Annotated in this window: 22 protein-coding genes and 2 pseudogenes; 6 read left to right on the top strand and 18 right to left on the bottom strand. The window is 42.0% G+C overall.

Annotated features, from left to right (window positions below):
- Positions 1 to 332: 332 nt before the first annotated feature.
- Positions 333 to 1,103, top strand: coding sequence for an IclR family transcriptional regulator (locus M3212_RS03725; protein ID WP_251192608.1), 771 nt, complete (start codon positions 333 to 335; stop codon positions 1,101 to 1,103).
- 337 nt (positions 1,104 to 1,440) lie between these two features.
- Here the strand turns inward: M3212_RS03725 and M3212_RS03720 are convergent.
- Positions 1,441 to 1,782 (bottom strand): annotated as a pseudogene (locus tag M3212_RS03720) (recombinase family protein); the annotation flags it as partial.
- 162 nt (positions 1,783 to 1,944) lie between these two features.
- Here M3212_RS03720 and M3212_RS03715 point away from each other — a divergent pair.
- Complete coding sequence (locus M3212_RS03715) at positions 1,945 to 2,145, top strand: helix-turn-helix domain-containing protein (RefSeq protein WP_251192607.1); 201 nt, start codon at positions 1,945 to 1,947, stop codon at positions 2,143 to 2,145.
- A gap of 318 nt (positions 2,146 to 2,463) precedes the next feature.
- Here the strand turns inward: M3212_RS03715 and M3212_RS03710 are convergent, their stop codons facing one another.
- The 3 genes and pseudogenes from M3212_RS03710 to M3212_RS03700 form a co-directional block, all read right to left on the bottom strand.
- Complete coding sequence (locus tag M3212_RS03710) at positions 2,464 to 2,856, bottom strand: CDI toxin immunity protein (RefSeq protein ID WP_251192606.1); 393 nt, start codon at positions 2,854 to 2,856, stop codon at positions 2,464 to 2,466.
- An 11-nt stretch (positions 2,857 to 2,867) separates the two neighbouring features.
- The gene (locus M3212_RS22230) at positions 2,868 to 4,256 is read right to left on the bottom strand and encodes a T7SS effector LXG polymorphic toxin (RefSeq protein WP_251192605.1); all 1,389 of its coding nucleotides are present in this window, start codon (positions 4,254 to 4,256) and stop codon (positions 2,868 to 2,870) included.
- Between the two features lie 133 nt (positions 4,257 to 4,389).
- Positions 4,390 to 4,539: pseudogene (locus M3212_RS03700) on the bottom strand (SDR family NAD(P)-dependent oxidoreductase); the annotation flags it as partial.
- A 212-nt stretch (positions 4,540 to 4,751) separates the two neighbouring features.
- Here M3212_RS03700 and M3212_RS03695 point away from each other — a divergent pair.
- Positions 4,752 to 5,495 (top strand): sulfite exporter TauE/SafE family protein, encoded by a 744-nt coding sequence (locus tag M3212_RS03695; protein ID WP_251192603.1) that lies wholly within the window; start codon positions 4,752 to 4,754, stop codon positions 5,493 to 5,495.
- A gap of 237 nt (positions 5,496 to 5,732) precedes the next feature.
- Here the strand turns inward: M3212_RS03695 and M3212_RS03690 are convergent, their stop codons facing one another.
- Positions 5,733 to 6,725 (bottom strand): SDR family oxidoreductase, encoded by a 993-nt coding sequence (locus M3212_RS03690; RefSeq protein WP_251192602.1) that lies wholly within the window; start codon positions 6,723 to 6,725, stop codon positions 5,733 to 5,735.
- A gap of 87 nt (positions 6,726 to 6,812) precedes the next feature.
- Between M3212_RS03690 and M3212_RS03685 the strand changes: the two genes are divergently transcribed.
- Positions 6,813 to 6,974, top strand: coding sequence for a hypothetical protein (locus tag M3212_RS03685; protein WP_251192601.1), 162 nt, complete (start codon positions 6,813 to 6,815; stop codon positions 6,972 to 6,974).
- A 243-nt stretch (positions 6,975 to 7,217) separates the two neighbouring features.
- Positions 7,218 to 7,406: a BshB3 potential contributor to bacillithiol synthesis gene (locus M3212_RS03680; protein ID WP_251192600.1), complete on the top strand. Its 189-nt coding sequence runs from the start codon at positions 7,218 to 7,220 to the stop codon at positions 7,404 to 7,406.
- Positions 7,407 to 7,615: 209 nt separating this feature from the next.
- On the opposite strand, the gene M3212_RS03675 is transcribed toward M3212_RS03680, so the two are convergent.
- The 5 genes from M3212_RS03675 to M3212_RS03655 form a co-directional block, all read right to left on the bottom strand.
- Positions 7,616 to 9,115: a malate:quinone oxidoreductase gene (locus M3212_RS03675; protein WP_251192599.1), complete on the bottom strand. Its 1,500-nt coding sequence runs from the start codon at positions 9,113 to 9,115 to the stop codon at positions 7,616 to 7,618.
- Between the two features lie 353 nt (positions 9,116 to 9,468).
- Positions 9,469 to 10,611: a glycosyltransferase family 4 protein gene (locus M3212_RS03670; RefSeq protein ID WP_251192598.1), complete on the bottom strand. Its 1,143-nt coding sequence runs from the start codon at positions 10,609 to 10,611 to the stop codon at positions 9,469 to 9,471.
- Positions 10,612 to 10,646: 35 nt separating this feature from the next.
- Positions 10,647 to 11,975: a UDP-glucose dehydrogenase family protein gene (locus tag M3212_RS03665; protein ID WP_251192597.1), complete on the bottom strand. Its 1,329-nt coding sequence runs from the start codon at positions 11,973 to 11,975 to the stop codon at positions 10,647 to 10,649.
- 24 nt (positions 11,976 to 11,999) lie between these two features.
- Positions 12,000 to 12,881 (bottom strand): UTP--glucose-1-phosphate uridylyltransferase GalU, encoded by an 882-nt coding sequence (gene galU, locus M3212_RS03660; RefSeq protein WP_251192596.1) that lies wholly within the window; start codon positions 12,879 to 12,881, stop codon positions 12,000 to 12,002.
- Positions 12,882 to 12,998: 117 nt separating this feature from the next.
- Complete coding sequence (locus M3212_RS03655; RefSeq protein ID WP_251192595.1) at positions 12,999 to 13,838, bottom strand: alpha/beta fold hydrolase; 840 nt, start codon at positions 13,836 to 13,838, stop codon at positions 12,999 to 13,001.
- 293 nt (positions 13,839 to 14,131) lie between these two features.
- On the opposite strand from M3212_RS03655, the gene M3212_RS03650 reads away from it, so the two are divergent.
- Complete coding sequence (locus M3212_RS03650) at positions 14,132 to 14,920, top strand: isochorismatase family protein (protein WP_251192594.1); 789 nt, start codon at positions 14,132 to 14,134, stop codon at positions 14,918 to 14,920.
- 170 nt (positions 14,921 to 15,090) lie between these two features.
- Here M3212_RS03650 and M3212_RS03645 read toward each other — a convergent pair whose 3' ends face one another.
- The 8 genes from M3212_RS03645 to M3212_RS03610 form a co-directional block, all read right to left on the bottom strand.
- Positions 15,091 to 15,924, bottom strand: coding sequence for an alpha/beta fold hydrolase (locus tag M3212_RS03645; protein ID WP_251192593.1), 834 nt, complete (start codon positions 15,922 to 15,924; stop codon positions 15,091 to 15,093).
- A gap of 146 nt (positions 15,925 to 16,070) precedes the next feature.
- Positions 16,071 to 16,730, bottom strand: a complete 660-nt coding sequence (locus tag M3212_RS03640) for an isochorismatase family protein (protein WP_251192592.1) — start codon at positions 16,728 to 16,730, stop codon at positions 16,071 to 16,073.
- Positions 16,731 to 16,788: 58 nt separating this feature from the next.
- Positions 16,789 to 17,547 carry a maleate cis-trans isomerase family protein gene (locus tag M3212_RS03635; RefSeq protein WP_285874018.1) on the bottom strand — a complete coding sequence of 253 codons (759 nt, stop codon included), beginning with the start codon at positions 17,545 to 17,547 and terminating at the stop codon, positions 16,789 to 16,791.
- 293 nt (positions 17,548 to 17,840) lie between these two features.
- Positions 17,841 to 18,884, bottom strand: a complete 1,044-nt coding sequence (locus tag M3212_RS03630; protein ID WP_251192591.1) for a leucyl aminopeptidase — start codon at positions 18,882 to 18,884, stop codon at positions 17,841 to 17,843.
- Positions 18,885 to 18,980: 96 nt separating this feature from the next.
- Positions 18,981 to 20,210: an FAD-dependent monooxygenase gene (locus M3212_RS03625; RefSeq protein WP_251192590.1), complete on the bottom strand. Its 1,230-nt coding sequence runs from the start codon at positions 20,208 to 20,210 to the stop codon at positions 18,981 to 18,983.
- A gap of 284 nt (positions 20,211 to 20,494) precedes the next feature.
- Positions 20,495 to 21,802 carry a TRAP transporter large permease gene (locus M3212_RS03620; RefSeq protein ID WP_251192589.1) on the bottom strand — a complete coding sequence of 436 codons (1,308 nt, stop codon included), beginning with the start codon at positions 21,800 to 21,802 and terminating at the stop codon, positions 20,495 to 20,497.
- Positions 21,792 to 22,286 carry a TRAP transporter small permease subunit gene (locus M3212_RS03615; RefSeq protein WP_251192864.1) on the bottom strand — a complete coding sequence of 165 codons (495 nt, stop codon included), beginning with the start codon at positions 22,284 to 22,286 and terminating at the stop codon, positions 21,792 to 21,794. The genes M3212_RS03620 and M3212_RS03615 overlap by 11 nt, the downstream gene beginning before the upstream one ends.
- Positions 22,287 to 22,334: 48 nt before the next feature.
- Entirely contained in the window at positions 22,335 to 23,399 is a 1,065-nt protein-coding gene (locus M3212_RS03610) for a TRAP transporter substrate-binding protein (protein WP_251192588.1), read from the bottom strand.
- Positions 23,400 to 24,300 lie beyond the last annotated feature (901 nt).

Genomic DNA, 24,300 nt, shown 5'->3' with positions numbered 1-24,300 from the left:
AAATTTAGTAATAAATGTAATAATAAGCGCTTTCAAAATCATCGTTCAGATCATATCCGTCTAATAACCACCCAAATAGGATTGCTATTATTTCTATTATCGGAATCTTTTTTCTATAATCGAATGTTATAACCTGCATTATCGACTGTCAAGACAATCCATTAAATTCATAATATTCAGATTTATTAGCTGATTCTAATTTACTTTTAAGTGTGTTATCATTACATGTAAACTATTACGATAATTGAAAATTAAGTAAACCCTAGGTTAATAAAATATTCTTTAATAATAATTATCGATTGTCATGTTATTATCATTGGAGAGGTGTAATGATGAAATCTAATAAAGGCTCTTTAGTCGCTGAAAGAACATTAAAGGCCCTCATGCTATTTTCCAAAAACAAATACATTCTTGTTGCTGACGTTGCAAAAGCGTTGGATATTAGCTTAACAGCTGCATATAGAATTATGGATACGTTATATAGCATGGGCTTTGTGAAACGGAATGATAATAAAACTTATTCTTTAAATCCATCTAAAATTATTCAATTATATCAAATGGTCGAACAGGATATCCGCAGTGCCTCGCGCCCTGTTTTAAAAAAATTAGTTGAAGAAATCAAGGAGTCTGTTTATATAACAGTGCTGTACGATGATAAAAGTTATATATATATAGAAAAAGAAGATAACCCTTCTCCATTTTTTAGATGGTCAACGAATTTGGGAGAGATCCTTCCTTTACCAGCTGGAACGGCTGGAAAAACCCATTTAGCTTACTTGATTAAAGACTTAGATGAATCTGAAAAAGGTAGGATTATTTCTGGACTTGAATTGAAGCCATTTACTAAAAATTCTATTACGAATCCTGATGAATTAAAAAAATCACTTAACAAAATTTTGAAGGATGGTTATTGTTTTACAAATAGTGAATATAGTCATGGAGTCGTCGGATTTGCTGTGCCTATTTTTAATTTCGATCAAAGCGAATTAGTCGCCGTATTAGGAATGCATATGTTAGAAGCAAAATACTCTGAAGAGAAATTACAAGAATACGTCACCCCATTAAAAAAGGCTGCCAAGGAAATCAGTGAGAATATATATTAATGGACCTCTCCAACTCATTACTGGTGCATAATTCACGTTCAGAGTACGAAAATAGTTTTATTTACAGCTTTGCATCATAATTTAAGAGAACAATAAAACCACCCGCGCTCTCACGGGTGGTTGCAGGTGACTGCACACTTTATTTTAGTATCCATTTACAGTCAGATGAATACTCCTTTAACTGTATTTCCCTTAAAATGATGCCCACTAGGAGAGGAGAGAAACCGAATCAACAATCCCTAAGCCCGTTCCTGCTCACGCCATAATAAAGTCAGTAAAACGACGAGGGCAGTAATAAAATGCTGCCAGCTAGCCTTTCTGTCTCCCCCATACTGGGTTCAATGCTTTTAATGTCACATCCATATTTTCTTTAACTCTCGTTGTATCAACACCTTTACAATATCCGACCTCCATAATCGGCTTGTGTTCAGTACTTCTACATAAACAATTTTGACAGACGAAAGGTGAGCCAACATCTCCTGTAAGCCCGCCCTGTCAATTTCCCATGCATCTTCATTTAGTTTGGCACCACTTATGCCTTCATCTCTAAAAATGTGTATATCAAGCTAAATCCTTATTCCTCACAATATGCTTTAATTTCATCTTCTTGCTATTTCAAGCTGGATCCATCTTTCGCTTGCCCTTGTGTAGAGACTCGTATATACCCGACAACGTTCAACTTCTCACCCTCCCGTTACGAAAATTTCAATTAACGTAACGCTTAGTCGCTATATTTAATATAAATTTATTGCATGCGGCTTTAGCGATACAACCAACCCCTTTACCAATACAAATTTATTGTGTATCGTAAAAGAACATGAAAAAGAGGCAGGGAACTATCATGCCAATATCAATCAAACTAAAGAAAATCTTGAAAGAACGTGACCTTTCACAACGTGAGTTAGCACGAATGACAGGGCTGCGACCAAATACAATCAGCCATCTTTGCTCAGACAACGTGGACAGGGTTTATTTATCGACATTAGAAACGGTATACAAAGTGTTAGACATCGACATTCAGGAGTTAATCGAGGTGGAGTAGTCCTCACTCTAGTAATCGTTCCATGTACGTCAAAGTTGCGAAAAAATTTATAATGCTATGGGAAAACAAAGGTATAGTATTGGAGAATATAGATGGTGGTAACTGATGGTTTTGTGATTACTTTTAAGAGGTAGAATACATTAATTAGGTTATCCGTTTTATAGGTTTTGTACGTACTAATATAGTTCGTACAACATAATAAAGGACTTGCAAGGGTTACTCATATTCTCTGCATAAAAATTGAACTATTCGTCACTGGGTAGCCCCACAATAAAAAAAACCTTGAAAGGCATTAAGCCAATCAAGGTTAAATTAATTTCACTTAAATCCTACTCTTACTTCACCATCATGAAATATTTCAATAACATATCCTGTAGATGGCGAAAATATCCATGTATCAAAACTTACAGCAGTTACATCATCTATCTCTTTAAGTACTTTATCTAAAGTAGTTTGAATAATAGGTAAAGTCCCTTCGTCCCAAATTACATAAACAACATTACTGTATTCATTCGCGTTTTGGTCTAAAAAGGAGATTATCTCATCAACTGTATTCACTTCAGCATGATTAGACACTTTCTCCCATTCAATACGCCCCCACTTAAACGGAAATGAACTTTCAAAATTACTTAATATTTGCTCTCTATTATTATCAGAAAAGACATGTACATCCTCACCTAGTGCTTCAATACACTCATCAAATAAACTCATCTAAAGTCCCCTTATCTATTCAAATGTTTTAATAAAGATTTAAAGGTGCTTTCGTTACCCTCAAACGGTACAGCGATTTTTCGGGCATTAGCCCCTTTACCATTACGAAAATCCTCAATATTTATATGCGGCCCCTTATTTGGGTCATAATCTAATCTCCATCTTACTTTTCCGTCAGCAGACTGCCTACCAACAACTTGACCATATCCAGCACTTGACTTAAGAGTACCTGTATATGGCTGTGAGTTTGGTCCTAAATCTCCAACTAGGTCTATTGCCTTGTTTCTAGCTTGTTCATATGTTTTGACCTTATCTAATACTTGTTCCCCTTTTCCTATACCCTTATCAACACCACCAATAATCTTCGCCCCACGCGACCCAGCCTTAACCAGACCACCACCGACAATCGCAGCTGCCGCCAACGCTTGTTCCCAGTCTTCGAGCTCCCTACCTGTAATCGGATCTCTGCCGTCGATGGCTTCATATCCAGCCTTCGCATTGCCGGCGAATGGGATGAAACCGACAACGGTTGATGCCAGCTCCTTCCACCAGGGAATTTTTTCTTGTACGGCGTCAGGCCCCTCTGACTGTGATGGAGCTAAGCATGCTTGAACGTGGTTGGTATAGAGATAGGGATTGACCCATCCGTTATATGTAAATGTATAGGTAAAGCGATAAGCAGCGAATTCGTCATCGAACGTCTCGCTCCTTATCATCAGAAGCTCTTGTCTTCGCTCTTCTAGTTGTGATTGTACCATAGTATAGGTGACGTTTTGTTCGAATTGTTTGATGGTTTCTAAGGTGAAGGGGGCGCTCATAAACATTCCTTCAAGTTCCTTTAGGTACTGCCGCATAAGGGTTAGGCTATTGGCAAGTGGTGTAAGGGCAGCTGTCTGCACATGGTCAAATTGCAGAAGTGATTCGATGGTGTCGTCGCGGAACTCTTTTGCTTTTCTTGCTTCATGAAGGACGCGTTCATCGGTAATAGAAGGGAGGAAGACGATATCCCGTACTCGTTCGATCGCTTGATTGGCGTTGTTTGTTAACGCCATCGTCGTTTCTTCTAGTTGGCTAAGCCCTTGTTGGATCTCATTTTCGAGAAAGCTTTGTCTGATCAGGCCATCAGCTGCCGGTTCAAGTGAACGTAAGGCGGTTTTTGTCTGTTCTAAGCTGGTTTGGTAATCACGAAAGAAAAGCTGGCAGAACTGAAGAAAGGGGAGGTGGCACTCGCGGTAAAAGCGGCGAATCGCTTCTCCGCCAGCACCGGCAAACGAATCATCTAAACTGGCAAGGCTGGTGAGTGCTTGTTCTAGTTGTTGAAATTGCTGGATTTGCGCATCAATCTTTTGATCAATACTTGTGATCCCTTCTTCCAATTCATTTACAACTAACAGTTTCACGAATAAGAGTCACCTCAATTATCATTTTGCTTATGACTTTAGTTTAATCGAGATAAAGTTAGCGATAAATGGTTCAATAAGTATAATTTGGAATTTTTTAATTGAGAATATAGTTCAAATGTCTCGTTTTAATCCTGTACCGGCCCGTCAGTGTATTGATCGCAAAGATTTTTTCCCATGCTTCATCCTGAATGTCGGCAGCAGCTTCGAAATTATCCATAATGCCGGCGTTATTGACTAAAATATCAAGCGAGCCGTAACTGTTCACAGCGGTGTCAATCAAAAAATGAGATTTATGTGTCTGCAAGTTTACGTGTTTTTCAACCCGGCTTCTGCTATTTTAGTAGTAACACCTCTGCTTGTGCCCGTCGCGCAAAACATGGGGGATTGACCTGATCCGTTTAGGTTTGATTTTGACAATGATTACCGCAAATCTACCTATCGATCTTAGAGATGGTTACTAAATAGAACCTGACAGTAGGAGGAAACTATCCGTTGCAGCTATCCGTCATTCTTATCGCTCTTTTTGTTTTTCTGTTAGCCGGGGTATCAAAAGGGATCAGTGGGATGGGTCTCCCTCTGGTCGCCACTCCGATTTTAACGGTGATGTTCGACCTGCCGACAGCAATTGCCTTAACCGTCCCGGCGACGGTGGCGACCGACTGCTTTATGCTCGTGAAAACATTTGAGAAGTGGAGCACATTAAAAAAAGCCGCCGTCCTCACCTTAACGGGAATCGGCGGTATGATTATCGGTTCAACCATTTTAGTCATGACCGACTCCAACCTTCTGGCCGGCCTGCTTGGCGTCGTCATTATTTTCTTCGTCATCAGTTCACTGACGTCCTTCCTGCCGCAATTCACCAAACCGCCGCTATGGGTTGATGGCGCCGTTGGTCTTGTCGGCGGTACTCTTCAGGGAGCAGCAGGAGCGAGCGGACCGTTGATCAGCTTATATTTTTTGCAGATGAACGTCAGCCGCTATCAGTTTTTATTTTTGATTAACTGCTATTTTGTCGTTATTGATATCACCCAGCTGATTACGATTAGCTCGCTTGGCTTTTATCAAGGAAACACGCTTTTCCTCTATGCGCTTCTGGCGATCGTTCCGTCATTTCTCGGTCTCGCTCTGGCAATGAAAATCCAGAAATTTATCACCGATAGCGTCTTCAAATATTCCGTGCTGTCATTAGTCGGGATTAGCGGCGTGCTGCTTCTTTATAAAGCCCTCTTTTCATGAGGCTGCTGAAAAAGTACGATTTTAACTTTTTCAGCAGCTTTTTCGTAATGAGCGTAGCCGTTGCCTGATTTTGAAAGTCTTGCTACGATTGGATTTCTCGAAGCAAGGCGCGCAACGCGCGGAGCCATTACTCTTCTTCGAGTTACGAAAAAGGAAGCTTTTCAGTGGTCTTCTTTTCATAGGCGTCTGATTGCAAAAACAGCCTCCCGCTTCCGGGAGAGCCGGCTTTTTTCACGATCAGGATTGCGTCGACTCTCCACCGTCAACATGAAGAACCTGACCGGTGACGTGGCGCGAATCGTCCGAAGCCAGATAGACAAATGTCGGCGCCACTTCAAACGGATGGGCCATCCGATTAAAAAGATTCCCGCCGTGGAGCGCATTTTCATCAGAAGAAAAGCTGGCCGGAATAAGAGGAGTCCAGATCCGGCCGGGAGCGATCGCATTGACGCGGATTTTCCGCTTGGCAACGTTTCTCGCCAGCGCGCGGGTCCAGCCAACAATCGCTGCCTTTGTCGCCGAATAGTCCATTAATAGCGGCTCCCCTTCATAGGCCACAACGGAGGCCGTCCCAATGATCGAACTGCCGGCTTCCAAATACGGCATCGCTGCCCGTGTCGTATAAAAATGTGAATAAACATTAAGTTTAAACGTTTCATCAAACTGTTCATCAGTAATTTCCGTTATGTCATTTTGCTGGAACTGAATGCCAACATGGTTGCACAGTACATCCAACCGGCCAAATGTGTTGATCGTTTCATAAACGATATGTTCACACTGCTCCTTTTCCCTCAAGTCGCCCGGCAGTACTAAACATCTTTGCCCAAGCTCTTCGACCCGGTCTTTTGTCCGGTTCGCATCTTCATGTTCATCTAAGTACGAAATTGCTACGTCCGCGCCTTCCTTCGCAAAGGCAATTGCCGCCGCAGCACCCATACCGCTGTCTCCTCCGGTAATGAGAGCTGTTTTGCCAGTTAATTTCCCACTGCCGTGATAATGCGGATTTTCAATAATCGGTCTTGGAACCATCAAGCTCTCAAGGCCCGGGTGCCGGAGCTGTCTTTGCTCAGGCTGAGCCATAGGGACTTCTTCCGTCTTTGTGATTGTTCCGTAAATCGGGTATTGAGGATACGGGTCATTCTTCTTGTTTTCCTCAAACCACTGCTGATACGCTCTGATTCTTTCAAGCTCTTCATTCGTTGGCTGATTGCGCTCATCTTTATTTTTCATAACGTCTCCCTCCCAGATAACATATGCTATGTCTAGGCATTTGCTTATGTGAAGAATGCTACTAAAAAAGGTCGGGAGGAATGACATTTGAATATTGAATTTTTTCCAGAAGCGACAAGGCTTTTGCAAAATGAGGAAGAAAAGGTGACAATGGACTATATGACATACAGCTGGGATCTGCCAACGATCGCTGTGCGACCGCCTTATTACAGCAACCCTGTTTACAAGCCTTATTACCCGGCATTATAGGCAGGACAGTCAGAGGCCTGGTCAGAAGGTTGTTTCATTACCTTTTGTCCGGCCTCTAAGCAATGAGCGGAACCGCCTTGGTCTGTAAGCGGTTTTGTCTCAGGGCCCTGACTCTCTTTTTCACCCGCTGCTCCCGGCAAATGGTCTACACTTGATCTTCCTGTCTGCCATTCGTTATAGTGACAATACCGGCTTTAATAAAAGAAATAGACATCAACATGCAATTCTTGAAGGAGAGAAACAATGACAATCTTAATTATTTTTGCCGCTATCGTTTGCGTGGCAGCCCTTGTCATTACATTATCACTGACAAAAACGGAGGACTCGAATTATAGCAGCCAACGCAGTATTGGCAATCAATTAATTATTTATCTCGGTCTCATTCCAGCTATCGTAATTGTGTTAGTTCTCGGTTGGTTCTTTCTATTTTAAAACAAGAAACATGCCTGATTTTGCAAGCCTTGCTACGAGTGAGTGTCTCGAAGCAAGGCGGCAACGCGCGGAGCCATTACTCTTCGTTTTTCAGTGGCCTCGCTAATGCTAACAAGTTTTGTCTCATCCTTATCATAAAAAAGGACTTGTCCCAGGGGAACAAGTCCGAAACAGCGATACAATGCCGCTGCCTTCCTCTCTTCAAACGATCAGCTGTGAACCAGTTCTTTCTCGATTAAGCCAAGCGTCTGCGCTGTTGAAGTATGAATGTCGCGGAGAAGCTCCGGATTTTCCGCGAGCGACACTCCATAAGAAGGAATCATTTCTTTGATTTTCGGCTCCCACTGGGCCAAATGCTGCGGGAAGCATTTGTTGATCACTTCAAGCATGACATGAACAGCTGTGGAAGCCCCCGGTGACGCCCCTAATAAAGCGGCAATCGTACCGTCAGCGCCAGTAATCACTTCGGTACCGAACTGAAGAGTGCCTTTCCCGGCTTCCGTATCTTTAATCACCTGTACGCGCTGGCCCGCTACGACTAAATCCCAATCCTCATCTTTCGCGTTCGGAATAAACTCGCGCAATTCTTCCATCCGCTTCTCTTTTGAGAGCATCACCTGTTCGATCAGGTATTTAGTCAAGGAGAGATTTTTCGCGCCTGCCGCCAGCATCGTCACAAGATTGTTCGGTTTTACCGAAGTAAGTAAATCAAGCATTGAGCCCGTTTTCAAAAACTTCGGCGAGAATCCGGCAAACGGACCAAACAGCAATGATTTCTGTCCATCGATAAAGCGGGTATCCAGATGCGGAACCGACATTGGCGGCGCTCCAACCTTCGCCTTGCCGTAGACCTTTGCGTTGTGCTGATCGATCACTTCGGGATTATGACAGACCATGAATATACCGCTTACCGGGAATCCACCAATATGTTTTCCTTCAGGGATACCGGATTTTTGCAGCAAATGCAAACTGCCGCCCCCACCGCCGATGAAAACGAACTTTGCCGTATGCCGCTCCACTGTTCCGGTCTCGACGTTCCGTACATGTAATTCCCACGAACCGTCCGCTGTACGATTCAAATCATCTACACTGTGCTTATAGCGGATTTCGACATCCTGACTTGCCAAATGGTCGAACAGCATCCGGGTTAACGCACCGAAATTGACATCGGTTCCAGAATCGATTTTCGTTGCAGCCATCGGTATATCCGTTCCCCGATCCTCCATAATAAGCGGAATCCATTCCTTTAATTTTTCTGGATCCTCAGAAAATTCCATCCCCTGAAAAAGCGGGTTATTTGTGAGCGCTTCAAACCGTTTCTTTAAAAATGTCACATTTTGCTCCCCTTGGACCATACTCATATGGGGCAATGGCATAATAAAGTCCTGCGGATTCCGGATCAGCTGGCGGTTGACCAGATATGACCAGAACTGCATCGAAAGTTGAAATTGCTCATTCACTTTAATTGCTTTGCTAATATCGATCGATCCGTCCGGCTTTTCCACTGTGTAGTTTAGCTCGCATAGTGCCGCATGCCCTGTCCCGGCATTATTCCATTCATTGGAGCTCTCCTCACCTGCCTTTTCGAGCTTCTCAAACACAGTAATTTCCCACTCTGGTACCAGCTCCTTCAAAAGTGTCCCCAGCGTCGCACTCATGATTCCAGCACCAATTAAGATGACATCTGTTTTTGTTTCTCCGTTGCTCATGTTTACCATCCCTATACTCTAAAATTTGCAGGAAGGATGTATACGCTCCTGCCTAGGTGTCACACCAAGCAAGGCGCGACCTATCACAAAACTATTCTCACTTATACCTTATCATCATGCATCACAATTATCTATAGATGAATCAATCTACCTCACCTAATAATTATAAGCTATTTTAGGCTAGTAAAAAAGTGGCTTCGTTCAGTCCGATTGATTTCGTTCATCCTTTCACATAGATTGTACAACTCCATCTCCTAATTTTGCTCAAATGAAAAAGGAGTGTATCAAAAGGGTGATGCTCCCTTTCATACACTCCCTGAAACATTATTCTTCAAGACCGGGCAAACTTTGAGTTACGCCGAAATTTCCTGCTTTTGGCTCGCAATTTGATAAAAACTGTAAAGTAAGCCAGCAAAGATTTCGTCCCATGACAAAGTTAAGGCAAAAGCGCGCGATTTTTCCGAGAAGGAACGGCGCAGGCTTTTTTGCTCTAAAAGAAGGGTCGTATAGTGGGCAAACGACTTTGTGTCTTTCGCTTCGCATAAAAAACCGTTCACTCCGTGGGAAACAAGATGCTGCACTCCTCCTGCCCTGGCGCCGATGACCGGCAACCCTGAAGATTGGGCTTCCAGGACGACATTGCCAAATGTTTCAGTCGGGGATGGAAAAAGAAAAAGATCAGACGACGCATACACTTCGGATAAAGCTTCCCCTTCTAAGAAACCGGTCCAAGTAATTTGCGGGTGAGCTTTGGCTGACAACGACTGAAATAACGGACCGTCGCCGACAAGCAGCAGATGCGTTTGCTTTTTAATATGAGCTGGCAGAGCGTGAAATGTCTCCAGGACGATATGGACATCTTTTTCCGGAGCGACACGCCCGACATAGAGCAGAATGTTCTTTTCTTTGATCCGGTATTTTTTTCTGACGTGATTCGATTTCTTTACCGGTGAAAAGAACTGGTGGTTCACTCCCCGGCCCCAGATGTCAATTGAAGGGTGAAAATCGCGGTCGATCAGTTTTTGTTTTGTGCTCTCTGACGGAACATACACACGGTCGAACGAGTGATGAAACCAATGTAAGTATTTCCAAATCCATTTTTTGAACAGGGTGGCATGATAATAGGCTAAGTAATCATCGAAGTGAGTGTGATAGGAAGCGACCATCGGAATATGATGCTTTTTGCCATAATGAAGGCCAAAGAGCCCAAGATTAAACGGAGTTGCGACGTGAATCAATGTCGGCTTGAATTCATCGAGCGCCTGCCGGATGTAGAGCGGATTCGGCAGTGCCAGGCGACAGTCCGGATAAAATAAAAACGGGATGCTCATAAACCGCTCAATATGAGGAACCTTCGGCACAGGTGTGCGGCTTTCCGGGACGAACAGACGGTATTCGATTCCTTTCGTGTCAAGATAGTTCGTGTAGCGCTTCAACGTCCGGGCGACCCCGTTCACTTCCGGCGCGTATGTGTCAGAAAAAATCGCGATTCTCATCTTATGACTCCCCCTATCTATATTTCCTGCCTCTCTCATTGCTTCAACAGCTGACTCGGCTGCTGCTTATTGACCGCCGGCCGGCCAATGGAGTAATACTCGATCCCCGCCTTTTCAGCCTCTGCCAGCGGGTAGCAATTCCGGCCGTCGATCACGACAGCTTCTTTCATCAGCCCTTTATAGCTGGCAAGCGGAAATGCTTTAATTTCCTCCCACTCCGTAACAATGACGGCGACCTCGGCCCCGGACAGCGCTTCGTCGATGCTGCCGGCAAATGCTACTTGTTCAAGAACGCGGTTCCCACCAGGCTGATCGACGACTGGGTCATACACGATCAGCGACGCTCCCGCCGCCTGTAATTCCTGCAAAATGACAAGCGAGACAGCTTCACGAAGATCATCTGTATTCGGTTTGAAGCTCAATCCCAATAAGGCGATCCGCAGCCCTCGTAATGATGAAAACCGTTTTTTCAACCTCTCGACAACGACGTAAGGCTGGCGCTCGTTGACGCTTCTGGCAGCGTCGAGCAACCGCAAATCAGACTGAGCCGTTTCCGCCATATGAAGAAGTGCTCTTGTATCCTTCGGAAAACAGGAACCGCCGTAGCCAAGTCCCGCCTGTAAAAATTGCGCGCCGATCCGCCGGTCCAAGCCGATGCCATGCGCGACAGCGTCGACATTTGCTCCAAGCCTTTCACATAGATTCGCAATTTCATTGATATAGCTGATCTTCGTCGCCAGAAAAGCGTTCGCTGCATATTTGATCAGCTCGGCACTGCGAGGATCGGTATGAAAAATCGGCGTACCAAACGGCTTGTGCAGCATCGCCACCGTTTCAGCAGCCCGCTCATCTTCCGCGCCAATGACGATCCGGTCGCCATGATAAATATCATAAATCGCTGAACCCTCCCGTAAAAACTCCGGATTGGAGACGAGGTCGAATGGACAGCTTGTATGCTCGGTGATCAGGGCGCGAACACGTTCATTCGTTCCGACAGGTACAGTGCTTTTAATAACAATGACCGTATATTCTTCAATTGCTTTCGCGACGTCAACTACGGCCTGCTCCATATAGCTCACATCCACTGCGCCATCCGCCTTTGAGGGCGTTCCGACCGCTACATAAATCACATCTCTCAAGCGATACGCTTCATCGCCATCAGTCGTAAACGTCAGTCGGCCGTTTGCGAGATTATGAACAAGAAGCTGCTGAAGACCTGGCTCATAAAATGGCACCTCGCCCCGTTTCAGCATCTCGATTTTCGTACTGTCAACGTCGATACAAATGACTTCATGACCAATTTCAGCAAAGGTGACGCCGGTGACTAAACCGACATACCCAGTCCCAACAACGGTAATTTGCATAAGGACCTCCTCCCTTCATCGCCTCTATGCGATTGTGACGTTCATCAATTCCTCCATGTAGGCTCTTAACTCTTGACTGATCTCCTTCCGCTCCAGGGCAAAGTCCAGCGTTGCTTTCAGAAAGCCGAGCTTATCGCCAATGTCATAGCGTTTTCCCTGGAAGTGATACGCAAGCACATGATGAGATTGATTCAGTTGTTTCAAAGCGTCAGTTAACTGGATTTCGCCTCCTGCACCAGGTGTGATCGTGTGTAGAAGTGGGAAGATGTCGGGTAAGAGGATGTAACGTCCCATAAGTGCATAGTTCGATGGCGCGTGGTGGAAAGAAGGTTTTTCAACAAGGTCTGATACGCCGATCACTCCTTGTTCGATTTCCAAACCTGCCGGTGCGACGATTCCGTATCTCGATACTTCTTCGTCACGGACAGGCTGAACGCCGACAACAGGAGATTGATAGCGCTCATAAATCGTCATTAGTTGCTTCGTACAAGGGATAGCCGAACGGACAATATCATCCCCGAGCAGTACAGCAAACGGCTCATCGCCAATAAATGACTGGCAGCACGCAATCGCATGACCAAGTCCTAACGGCTCTTTTTGACGGATATAATGAATGTTGGCCAGGCTCGAAATGGTTTTCACTTCTTCAAGCTGCCGCCATTTTTCCTTGCCGGCGAGCACGCTCTCTAATTCGTAGGAGCTGTCAAAGTGATCCTCAATCGCTCTTTTGCCGCGTCCACTGACAATAATAATATCCTCGATGCCGGACTCAGCAGCTTCCTCGACAATATATTGAATCGTAGGCTTATCGACGATCGGCAGCATTTCCTTCGGATGGGCTTTCGTAGCAGGTAAAAACCGGGTCCCCAATCCCCCCGCAGGGATGATCGCTTTTCGCACTTTCACCTCATTACCCCCATTCCATACGTCTGATAGGTTTTAGTGTAACAGGTGAATATTAAGGGACTGTACAGCTTTTTTAAAGATCCAGGCCCCGCTTTTTACCCGACTTTTACGAAAACTTTAGACTAAATTGGTTCTACATGTATACCTTACTATATCCGTCACAACATCAAGCGGCTTTTCAATCGAAAGCAGATGACCTGTGTGCTTGTAAGTAATCAGCTCCGCTTCAGGCAGTTCCTTCACAAGGCGTCTGCCAACCGCCACAGGGACGACCTTATCCTCTTCGCCCCACAAAAGCAAGGTCGGTTTTCTAATGTCGCGCAGCTGTTCCGTCGTCAGGTCACCCTCACGATGGCGCGCCAGCCGGACGAGTGATTTATAGAAGTTTCTTTCCTTAAGCGGTCGGCCGAACTCCTCAACCATATCGGCGGTAATTAGTGCTTTGTTATATAGCACATTTTCCAAATAGTCCTTTACTTCCTTCCGTCCGACATACCACTGAACGAAAGCAGGAAAAAAGGGCATATATGAACTGTACATCAGGGATTTCTTTACTTTTTTCAAATAGCCGGAACTATTTAGCAGCACCAATTTATCGACTTGATCCGGAACTAATTTCGCCGTATACAAGGCGATCTGCCCGCCCATCGAATGACCGACAATAATGACCCGCTCTAGGCCGAAATATTTCAGGCACTTCGCTACAAGTTGCGCATAATTTTGAAACGAATAGGTAAATGAGGTTGATTTGTCACTCCGGCCAAACCCCGGAAGGTCAATTGCGAAAATCGAAAAATGCTCCTTAAGCAGAGGAATCAAACGGTGAAACGTATAGGTGGAAGAGGCAAAGCCGTGAATCAAAAACATCGCCGGCTTGCCCTGATCAATGCAATACTCACAATAAACGCGAAGACGGTCTATGACCAAATATGTACGTTTTAGTTGGTTTTCCACCATTTTCCTCATCTCCGCCCAGTCATTTATAAGGATAGTATGTACGCAGAAGAAGAGATCATGCGTCATCAAGGGGAGCCTTGGACTTGCATTTGTTAGTTATTTTATATTTAGAACATATCAAAGAAAAACGCTTATAACTTCCTATTCAACCCTCTATTTCTTCTTACTTAAAGCGTATTACCCCCTTTCTTTTTTAATAGTTGGAGTGTATGGGGGGATGTATAGGGTGTGGTATAATTTAACCAGATAACCAACGTGATAATTCTAAAATGAAATAGAAAGTAGGTGGTCTGTTGTTTTACGAAAAGCTCCTAACCATTTCAGAAGCTGCCAAAGTTCTAGGGATTTCAACTAGTACATTGAGACGACTAGAACGAGATAACGGGATAGTGGACGGATACGGATTGAAAGTAATATACACACCCGGAGGTCAAAGAAGGTATCTGTTAGATGAAGTTCAACAATTATACACCAATCAGGGATTTTCTGGAAAAGTCGGCTTCGGTAAAAAAGCGGCGCTATTAATTAGAGACTTTACAATCGCTTTTTTCGAACCTCATTCGTTATTCTCTATTCAAGTGGAAGATCAAGCATCTATGGCGATAAAGCTTATTGAGGCAGCTAAGGAAAGTAATATTCCTGTTGTTTTTAGTAAGACAATCTATAATCCAGAGATTGAATCATCTAGGTTATGGTGCAAAAAGTTCCCTTCTTTAGAAATTCTAAAAGAGGACAGTCACTGGATTAGCACGCTTCCTGAATTACAGGATTATGAATTTGATTTGGTTGATAAAACACCATATATTACAAGTTTTCATACATCACCGGTATTAAATTTCCTAAAAGAAAAAGAAATAGATACGTTAATTTTAGCAGGAGTTACAACGAGCGGCAGCATTCGGGCAACCGCTGTAGAAGGTCTTCAAAGGGGTTATAAGGTTATTATAGCAAAGGAAGCTGTTGGCGACCGGAGCAATTCATTGCACACGTCTACTTTAATTGATCTTAATGCCAGATATGCAGATGTATTAAGTGTTAATAAAATCCTTACTTATCAAAAGTCAGTTAAGAATCAACAATAAAATGGATAACCTTACATTTCATTGAAGCCTTTACAACCACCATGAAATCATTTAAGGAAAAAAATAAAAGTAGCACATTATTTCGAATTTTCACATGATTAAAGGTGAAATTCAGAATAAAATAATGTGCTACATGATAAACAATTAATCCGTTTTAGTTCTCTCTTTCCCTACTCGATATGTTTATTGACAAACCCTAGAATACTTTGTACCACCTTATCGGGTGCATCCTTATAAATCATGTGACCAACCCCTTTAACACGTTCTGCTTCTAGATAAGTGTTAAGGCTACTAATTAATTCCAGCTCCTTCTCTCGGATCGTATCCCCAAATTCGGCTGCCAGTAACAACATAGGAACGGTTACATTTTTTAAATGGGCATGAAATGGCTCATATAGTAGAGATTGGTATGACTCTATAATAGCTTCCCTGGAATTATTTCGATATTCTTCAGCTCTCTGCAATACTTGTTGTTCCGTCCAATTTTCAGGAAAGTATGTCCTGAATAAATCCAGCTTACCTTCGTCCACTGCTTTCTTTTGTGTTAAAAACATTTCCTCTAGTGGATTAGGATATACATCTCGTTGACCAGGACCATTTATTGGCGGGTCAATTAATACTAAGCCTGAAACTAAAGTAGAATAATGACTGGCAAAAGCAACTCCTATTCTGGCTCCCATGGAATGACCTATAATTACAGGTTTATGAGGATTATCTATAAGATAATTGATCACATACAATAAATCCTCAGCATAATCACTAAGTTTATATCCACTCGTCGGCCACGAAGATTGTCCACGCCCGCGTACATCCAAAGCTAAGCAGTAATATTCATCAGGAATTTTTCTTAACACTTCCGCAAAGGAGTATGAGTAACTGGTGATTCCCGGTATAAAAACTAAAGGGATGCCTTTTTTATCTCCCTTCGTTATCATATGCAAGTCCACATCCATCCCTTTAATAAAAACATCCTCAAACTCCGGATTTTCTAAGAATATATTCATGTAATACCTCCTATGGAATGTTATAAATATATAGGGAACAATCCCCGACAACTAGTTATAGAAGTCGGGGGCAATCATGAGCAAGAATAAGTAGGAGAGAGAACATATACATGGTATTCGCTTTTTACACTGCCATGGCAAGGATACTATAACGTGTTTGCTTTACTTCCTTGTATCGATACCATATCCTTAATAATTTCCTCTGTTTTTTTAACGTCCGCATATTTTTGTTTCATATCAAATAATGATTGTTCATGGGTCTTTTGTGCCCGATCGCCTACAGCATCCTCCGCAACTATTGGGGTAAACCCGTATTGCAGAGCATCAACAACTGTTGCCCTTACACAGCCACTCGTTGTGGCCCCTGTTACAATGATCGTATCGATTCTTTTTTTAATTAGTTTTGAAACTAAATCTGTACCGAAAAAAGAAGATGCATATTTCTTTACTATTAAACTATCTCCTTTTTGAAAGTCTAAAGATGGATCCACCTTCACTGCCTCTGTTCCTGACCGTAATGTTTTTAACCCTTCCATTTTATTCACCCAAATACCTGCATCAGCTACATCTTCTTCGTCATATGAAATAGTAGTAAAATAGATAGGAAGTCCACTTGTTCTAGCTACTTTAATCAGTTCGTTGGTTTTTTCAATCTGCTTCGTTAGATCAGAGCCCATTGGCATGTCGGCACGTGTAAACCCCACTATCAAATCTACAACGACCAATGCCACTTCTTCTCCAATTCCAAGCTGTTTACCGAAACCTCTTTCTTTAAACAGATTCTCATCGTCATAAGGCATCAACATAATCTATATCTCCTTTATCACACGAATGTTTACATCTACATCTCTTTATTCTGAAAAATTACTTATCTAATACCCCTGAAAGTAATTTCCCGGCATTAGGTACAACTGGTTCCAATTTTAATTGAGTTAATATTTTATAAACTGTCGCTGTTGCTGCTGAGAGAACTGGTATGCCTAAACGGTTTTCCACTTCCTGAATAGATGGAAGGGATGGCATTTGGACACAAGCCGATAGCACTACAGCATCAGCATTTTTAATGTTAAGCTTTTCCGCGTGTTCAATGAGATTCTTAGGGTCTAATCGACCAACCTCTAAATTATCCGCGACCTCTAAGCTTATGGAATCTACCACTTCTATTCCACTGGCATGTAAGTATTCAATAACTTGGTTCGTTAAACTTTTCATATATGGCGTAATGATGGCCACTCTTTTTGCCCCGATTTTTTCAATTCCTTCTATTAATGCACCCGCACTACTTACAATTGGGGCTTTTTCGGCATTCTCTTCTACAACCTTACTTAACCGCTCTTCTGAAACATGATGGTAGCCTGCACCTTGGCACATAATCGCTACAAGGCATGCATAGGCAAGAACATCACACCTAGCGTCCGACAATTCTAATGCACAGCGGTCACTATCCACATCCATTTTTTTTAATTCTTCCGGGTTTACATGCATCATCCGCATCCTGGCTGAATGAAACGTAAATGTTTCAGGCTTCATTTTCATTCGTTCTTGTAACATCGCTGGAATTTCGGTTTCCATTGTTGTATTTGAACTCGGAACAATAAGACCTACTCGATACCTTTTATTCATGTTATCTCCTCCAAAGTTACGCTGATCTTCCCTGACTACCCCGCTAAATATAGTCTTTTGCTAGTAATATTCATATAAAATGCGCTAAAACATCCAAAACTTTCCGTTCCTTTGTAAGATTTATATTTTTCAAACTATTAAAGGGGCACCAATAGCTTTTACCATTTGCCGGATACCCCTTCCATTCCTATAATTATTTACATTACGAGCTAAAGGGAGTTGTACAATCAAAGGCACGCTAATACTGTTTTCATTTTATTCACCGTGAAGTTCAGATCTGATCCCTTTCTGCTTCACGAGGTTGCTATAGAGTTAATGGGTTTCATTTCTTCAATGACGACATCTCCGTCTTTTACGATTAGCTTTCCATCAAGATATAACGTGCAATTTTTCATTGGCAAATCAAGATGGCATGGTGTGTCATTATCTCCCCCTAATTCAGAATTAGGACCTAAGGAGAATAAGACATTTCCGTAAAACGCTCTTCCATCCATTCCAAAAACCTGATCATCTAATGCCAGACTATGCCATTTCGCCCTTTCATTAAGTCCCCACCCAATATGCGATACAGCGTAAGCTCGTGGATCATTAAAACTTTCTATATAATCTTTCATTAACATCGCATCAAATCCGCCTTCAATAGTTGTTACAAAGCCGTCTTTGATCGTAAGAGTTACCGGGTCCTGAAAATATCGGTTAAAAGGAAAGAAAATATCTCCTTTATCTAAGACTACAACCCCGTTTACACCACGATCATTAGAAGTTGCCGCAGCAAAACAACTCGGTAAATGATCCCATCTGCCGGGCTCATCTGCAAAAGCATATTCTGTTAAGATCGGATATTGCCCAAGCTCGTACACAACATCAGTTCCAGCTTTATTTGTGAATCTTAATTCCTTCGCATTTTTCAATAATTCTGTTGCATGGAGTACTCTATCCTTATCACTTTCCTGAGGGAACATTCTTTTAATTACATCAAACGGTTCTACAACCATTAAAATTCTTACGCCGGAATTTTGAAGTTCTAGCTGTTCCTTGGAGAATAATAGGAGAACGAGATCAATCACCAGATCTGCCTTTTTTAAACATTCCACCGCCACCCGGTTATCAGTCAAAGGGGTTACCCCAAACGATCCTGATATCCCGGCTTTAACAGGAGGCAATTTTAATTCAAAGGCATTTGCCCCAAGTTCACTCGCAGCAGTCAAAAAAGCCTGAGCGTAATCTTGTCGAATGTCTCCAGAAGTTAGGACCGCCATAGTTTCAGTCGGCTTTAATTTACATAATTCAAGCTCCTTTTTAAACAGACTCACCATCTCTTCAAATTCTACTGTCATAACAAACACCTCTCCTTTTTACTTTTTATATGTGAAGATGTATTTCCTACTTTGACGTTACAAAGCATTACTAAGTAGCCATTATTTATGTTTAAATTAGACAGATGTCTTAGATGGATCAAAACGCTGACGGCAAGTTGTTGCATCATATTCATAAACCCATTCAGAACTAATGCCTACAGCATTAGGATTTTCCTTCTGCCTTTCTTGAATCGCTTGATTTCGCTTGTATTGTTCTTCAGGCGACTCCAAGTGATACGTACGCCCTCTTTCACGAGATTGTAATTGTACGTTTCGAGTTCGACTCCGACGCTCCCCTTCATATGCCTCCAATGCCAAACAGATATCCCCTTCAAAATGGTCCAAAGCTTCAGACAGCACATAAGCATCCTCTATCGCCATAGCTGCACCTTGAGATAGATATGGAAGCATTGGATGGGCCGCATCACCTAGTAGGGTCGCGTGTCCTTTCGACCATCGCTCCATAGGATCACGATCATATAACCCCCATTTAAATACTTGTAAATTATCTGTTCTTTCAAAAAGACGAATTAAGTCAGAATGCCAACCTTCATATGCTTTCAATAATTCACTTGTGGAGCTTGGTTCTGTCCACGACTCCTTAACCCATTCATCTGTCTCTTTACACGCAACAATATTTACGGCGTTACCACCTTTTACATAGTAAGTCACGACGTGTGCTTTAGGACCAAACCAGAAAGAAGCAGCTGGCTCCACAAAAGGCAACGGATGCTGATCGACTGGAACGAGTGCGCGCCAACACATGTCCCCCGTAAATTTTGGATCATCCTTGCCCCACAGCGCTTCCCTTACAACAGAGCGTATTCCATCTGCCCCAATAATAAGATCAGCTTCGAATTCATCTCCATTATCAAATATTGCTACTGCTTTATCTTCTTTGAGCTTTACATCAACACATTTAACATTAAAAGTTATATTACTTTCCGGTAATCTTTTTGTTAATATCGCGTGTAAATCCGCCCGATGCAAATGATAATACTCGGCACCGAAAATTTTATTAAATGTATCCTTTATCGGTGTCCGAAATAATTCATCTCCCGAGTCCCAGCTACGCCCTACCATCGCTTCAGGTAAAAAGCCAACCTTTTGGATTTCATCTTCTAATCCAAGCGCATTCAATATCTTTACAGCATTAGGTGTCATTTGTATTCCAGCTCCGACTTCGCCAAACATTGGCGCCTGTTCAAACAAATGAAAGGAAATGCCGCGCTGTCTCAGTGATTCTGCCAAAGCTACTCCGCCAATACCTCCGCCGATAATGCCAACAACTAAAGATTTTTCCATCTTTTTAATCACCTCAATTATTATTTTTGTGAGCAAGCTCATTAACTGGCTCATGCAGCTTGAGCACTAGAAATTCAGGAAGACTGATTATTCTGAATTACAGGTATTGGTTGGGGGCTTCAGGGCCAACATTTAGATACGTATGTCATTCCCCCTTCGCAACGATAATAGAATCGAAATCTTCCTAAGTTTATCAAACTTATCAAACTTACCATTTTAGTATAAAACAAGAAACCCTAATCGTCAATTTTCTTTGAAAATTTAAACTCTGGAACGGCTTAAATTTATCCATTCATAATGTTTGGTAATAATAGAACCACATCAGGGAAAATGACAAGGAGAACCGTAAAAATAAGCATCGTAACTAACATAGGGATGACCCCTCGGAATATGGTAGGAATGGGTATATCACGCGCTACCCCATTTATGATAAAAACATTTATTCCTAACGGAGGGGTAATTAAGCCCATATTTATGACCATAACAATAATGACGCCAAACCAAATGCCATTAAAGCCCAGTTCCATAACTAAAGGATAAATAATTGGTAATGTCAGAACCAATATGGCAATTCCCTCCATAAACAATCCAAGGATGAATAGTACAAAAAGAATCCCAAATAGAATGACATATGGTGATACCTCTAATGACGTAATCGTTTGAGTAATCCCTGTTGGTATTCTCGACTTTGCAAGAAATTGTGCAAATAAGTTTGCTCCTATTAAAATAAGAAAAATCATTGCCGTTAAGCGAACGCTTTCCCCTAATGACTCAACAAAATTCTTCCAATTCATTCTCTTGGTCATAATCGAAACCACCAGTGCCCCTAGTGCACCAACCCCACCTGCCTCAGTTGGAGTGAAGATGCCCAAATAAATTCCACCAATACTCAGTAAAAAAATAAGAAGGAAAGGCCATATCGTAGACAGAGACTTAAATCTTTCTTTGAATGGCATCACATCCGCATTGACAGGTGCTAATGATGGGTTGCGACGGATTTGGATATAAATGGTTACCATAAACATGAAGGCCATGATGATGCCAGGTAACAATCCAGCAATCAATAAAGGGCCAATTGGTTCATGGGTCAGCACGCCATACAGGATTAAAATAACACTTGGAGGGATAAGAAAGCCTAACGTCCCTCCTACCGCTACTGTTGCCGAAGACAACTGGGGGTGATACTTATACTGACTCATTTCAGGAATCGCAATCCTCGCTAAGGTGGCTGTCGTGGCACTGGAAGATCCGGAGATAGAGGAAAAAATAGCAGCTGCTCCGATCGTGGCCATACCTAAACCACCCCGAAAGTGGCCAACCCAACTATCAACCGCTTTAAACAGTTCTTTAGCTAAGCCACTAAAGGACAAAAATAATCCCATTAAGATAAACATAGGCATAACACTCAAACTATGGCTACTGGCCGTTCCAAATCCACTTATCCCAAGTTGTGCGTTCGCGACTGATAGATTTGAAATGGCGATATATCCTAAAAAACCTACTAACAGCAAAGACATTCCAACTGGTACTCTAAGCAAGAGCAGCACAAAAAGCAGGATTATACATAACAAACCGATCAATTCAGGACTCATGATTCTTACTCACCACCCTTTGTACAGCTTTTACGAAATCCAATAAAATCGCTAAAGCAAATAAGGAGATACCTATACCACCTATATTAATAAATAGATAGACAGGTATGCCTAATTCACCTGTTACATTGGCACTGCTTCGCTCTGCATAGATAAACGTTTGTTGAGTCATTAAAATAAGCATAATTAAAATAACGAAATAGGTAATTACATCAACAAAGGCTTGAATTTTTGGCGGGAATCTATCAACAAGAACCCCTATTGATATATGTCCTTTTTTTATTTGCGTATAGCCTAAGCTTAAAAAGACGATCAGAGACAAAAGGATACCCGTTAACTCATAAGTACCTGTAACAGGGCGTATAAAATAACGCCCTGTTACATCACTAAATGTCAAAATCATTAAGCAGAATACTAAAAAAGAGGCTATATAAAACGAAACTTTATTGATTGTTGCAATAATTCTTTCCAAATAAGTGATCATATTGGTCAAAAGTAATCACTCCTTTCAATTGATGGTAGTTATCGACGATTATGGATTACGAAGTTCAATGGCAGCATCATAGATTTCTTGGCCTGGCAGTCCCTTACTTTCTGTTTCATCAATCCATTCTTGAACCATTGGCTTTAAGGCTTCTTCCCATTCTGTTTTCTCCTCATTAGACAGCTCTATAATCTCTACTCCATCTTCTTCTGCTTTTTCCCAGCCGTTTTGACCATCTTGATCATAGACTTGGCCGGCTTTAATAGCCATTTGTTCACCAATCATACTTTCAATGATTTCTTGGTCTTCTGCTGAAAGCCGTTCCCACGTATCAGGGTTAAATACCCCGTAAAAACTTTGCGTCCAAAAATCTCCCTTAGTAATATATTTGGTTACATCTGATAATTGGAAGTTTACGATTACCGATGCCGGTGCCAGAGCACCATCAATGACTCCTCGCTGCATGCCCTCATAGACATCTCCCATCGGAATATTAACAGGTGTGGCTCCCACCAGTTCTAATAATCGATTGCCCGCCGGGGATGGGGTTCTAATTCGAAGCCCTTTTAAATCTTCCGGAGTTCTTACTGGCTTGTCCGAAGTAAAAATTTGATAGGTATCTGTTTTAAAAAGCCAGCCAATCTTAGTCCCTTCATGCTCCTCTGCAATACCAGGGAACTGTTCGTGCAAATTCCACAATATACGTGAGGCGTCTTCCGCCGAATTTCCCATGAATGGTAAATCAGCTATGCTAGTCAATTGGAACTGTCCAGGTGAATAACCGTGATTACTCAGCACAAAATCGGCAACACCAGTAACAGCCATATCATATTGAGCATCTGCAGCACCTAACGCATTAGATGGATAATAATTTGCAGTGACCCGCCCTTCCGTCTTTTCTTCAATCTCGTTAAAGAAAGGTTCCAATACATCAGTTACTTGACCATGGCCAGCAGTTAAGTATGTAGAAACTGACAATTCGACTTCTTCACCTGTAGTTTGCGAGCCTGTAGTACTACCTGAAGTTGCAGATCCATCACCACAGGCAGCTACAACCACAATCAAAAAACTAATGACTAAGGAATAAAATAAGCACTTCCATTTTCTATTCATAAATTCAATCACTCCTCTTAAAAATTAATTTACCTACCCACAAGCAGCTCTGTTTAAAATAAAATGCGAATCTTTTACTCATCACCCCTAGTATTTCGAATATTCAGTCACCTGATTTTGGAAATCAACAAAACAAAACTTATCAAACATATCAAAACCAATCTTTCTTATCTTCAATATATATTATTTTCATTTCTATTGTCAATAACAGAATTCCGAAATTTGATATAATTCAAACTATTGTGAGGAAACCTGTCATTTTTACATGGAAGTGATGCGAATTTCCTTTATACTTAATTGGTAAACCTAGTTACAGCGTTTCGATTCTATCACCTCAGCTATCTAATTCATTAAAGTTCGTAAAGAAATATGACAAGGAAAGATCAATTGCTTACACTTTTGTACGTTCATCTTTTGTAAGATCGAAACGGTTAAAGCTTGAATTTTTTTTATTAAAATGAATAATTTCTAAGCTTATAAATTTATTGAATTTCCATATGAGATCTGAAAATTGAAGAGGGAGAAAGAATCACGATTACCCAAGTTAGGTAGACATTACCTGCCAACCCTGTAGATATAGTGGAGTTTCGCTTAAAGGTAAATTTGGAACACTTAATGGAATTTTTGAAGTTTACAGCTTGGGAAGCTGTGGAAGAGCTGCCGCACAACACAAACGGCGAGGAAACAAGAAAGCGTGTCCTTCAAATTTATAATGCCGATATGAAGTCCAAACAAGATATGGGCTGGTACCGAAAGAACTCGATCTCGCCCTGATTACCGAGCACTGAAAGACTTGAAAGGCTTTTAAAAGCCCTAAGATTCTTAACAGAGGAGAACCCTAACATTCTGAATTCGCTTACACCTATGAGAATGGAAAATATTCCTCCCACAAAAGGTTGAC

This window comes from Halalkalibacter oceani (genome assembly GCF_023715705.1).
Taxonomy (GTDB): Bacteria; Bacillota; Bacilli; order Bacillales; family Bacillaceae_D; genus Halalkalibacter; species Halalkalibacter oceani_A.
The sequence above is the reverse complement of the archived record's forward strand: the minus strand, read 5'-3'. Positions and strand labels throughout refer to the sequence as shown.

Coding starts and splice junctions, on each gene's coding strand:
- M3212_RS03725 (WP_251192608.1), top strand. CDS start 333: ATGAAATCTAATAAAGGCTCTTTAGTCGCTGAAAGAACATTAAAGGCC.
- M3212_RS03715 (WP_251192607.1), top strand. CDS start 1,945: ATGCCAATATCAATCAAACTAAAGAAAATCTTGAAAGAACGTGACCTT.
- M3212_RS03710 (WP_251192606.1), bottom strand. CDS start 2,856: ATGAGTTTATTTGATGAGTGTATTGAAGCACTAGGTGAGGATGTACAT.
- M3212_RS03690 (WP_251192602.1), bottom strand. CDS start 6,725: ATGAAAAATAAAGATGAGCGCAATCAGCCAACGAATGAAGAGCTTGAA.
- M3212_RS03680 (WP_251192600.1), top strand. CDS start 7,218: ATGACAATCTTAATTATTTTTGCCGCTATCGTTTGCGTGGCAGCCCTT.
- M3212_RS03675 (WP_251192599.1), bottom strand. CDS start 9,115: ATGAGCAACGGAGAAACAAAAACAGATGTCATCTTAATTGGTGCTGGA.
- M3212_RS03670 (WP_251192598.1), bottom strand. CDS start 10,611: ATGAGAATCGCGATTTTTTCTGACACATACGCGCCGGAAGTGAACGGG.
- M3212_RS03665 (WP_251192597.1), bottom strand. CDS start 11,975: ATGCAAATTACCGTTGTTGGGACTGGGTATGTCGGTTTAGTCACCGGC.
- M3212_RS03655 (WP_251192595.1), bottom strand. CDS start 13,838: ATGGTGGAAAACCAACTAAAACGTACATATTTGGTCATAGACCGTCTT.
- M3212_RS03645 (WP_251192593.1), bottom strand. CDS start 15,924: ATGAATATATTCTTAGAAAATCCGGAGTTTGAGGATGTTTTTATTAAA.
- M3212_RS03640 (WP_251192592.1), bottom strand. CDS start 16,730: ATGTTGATGCCTTATGACGATGAGAATCTGTTTAAAGAAAGAGGTTTC.
- M3212_RS03635 (WP_285874018.1), bottom strand. CDS start 17,547: ATGAATAAAAGGTATCGAGTAGGTCTTATTGTTCCGAGTTCAAATACA.
- M3212_RS03630 (WP_251192591.1), bottom strand. CDS start 18,884: ATGACAGTAGAATTTGAAGAGATGGTGAGTCTGTTTAAAAAGGAGCTT.
- M3212_RS03625 (WP_251192590.1), bottom strand. CDS start 20,210: ATGGAAAAATCTTTAGTTGTTGGCATTATCGGCGGAGGTATTGGCGGA.
- M3212_RS03620 (WP_251192589.1), bottom strand. CDS start 21,802: ATGAGTCCTGAATTGATCGGTTTGTTATGTATAATCCTGCTTTTTGTG.
- M3212_RS03615 (WP_251192864.1), bottom strand. CDS start 22,286: ATGATCACTTATTTGGAAAGAATTATTGCAACAATCAATAAAGTTTCG.
- M3212_RS03610 (WP_251192588.1), bottom strand. CDS start 23,399: ATGAATAGAAAATGGAAGTGCTTATTTTATTCCTTAGTCATTAGTTTT.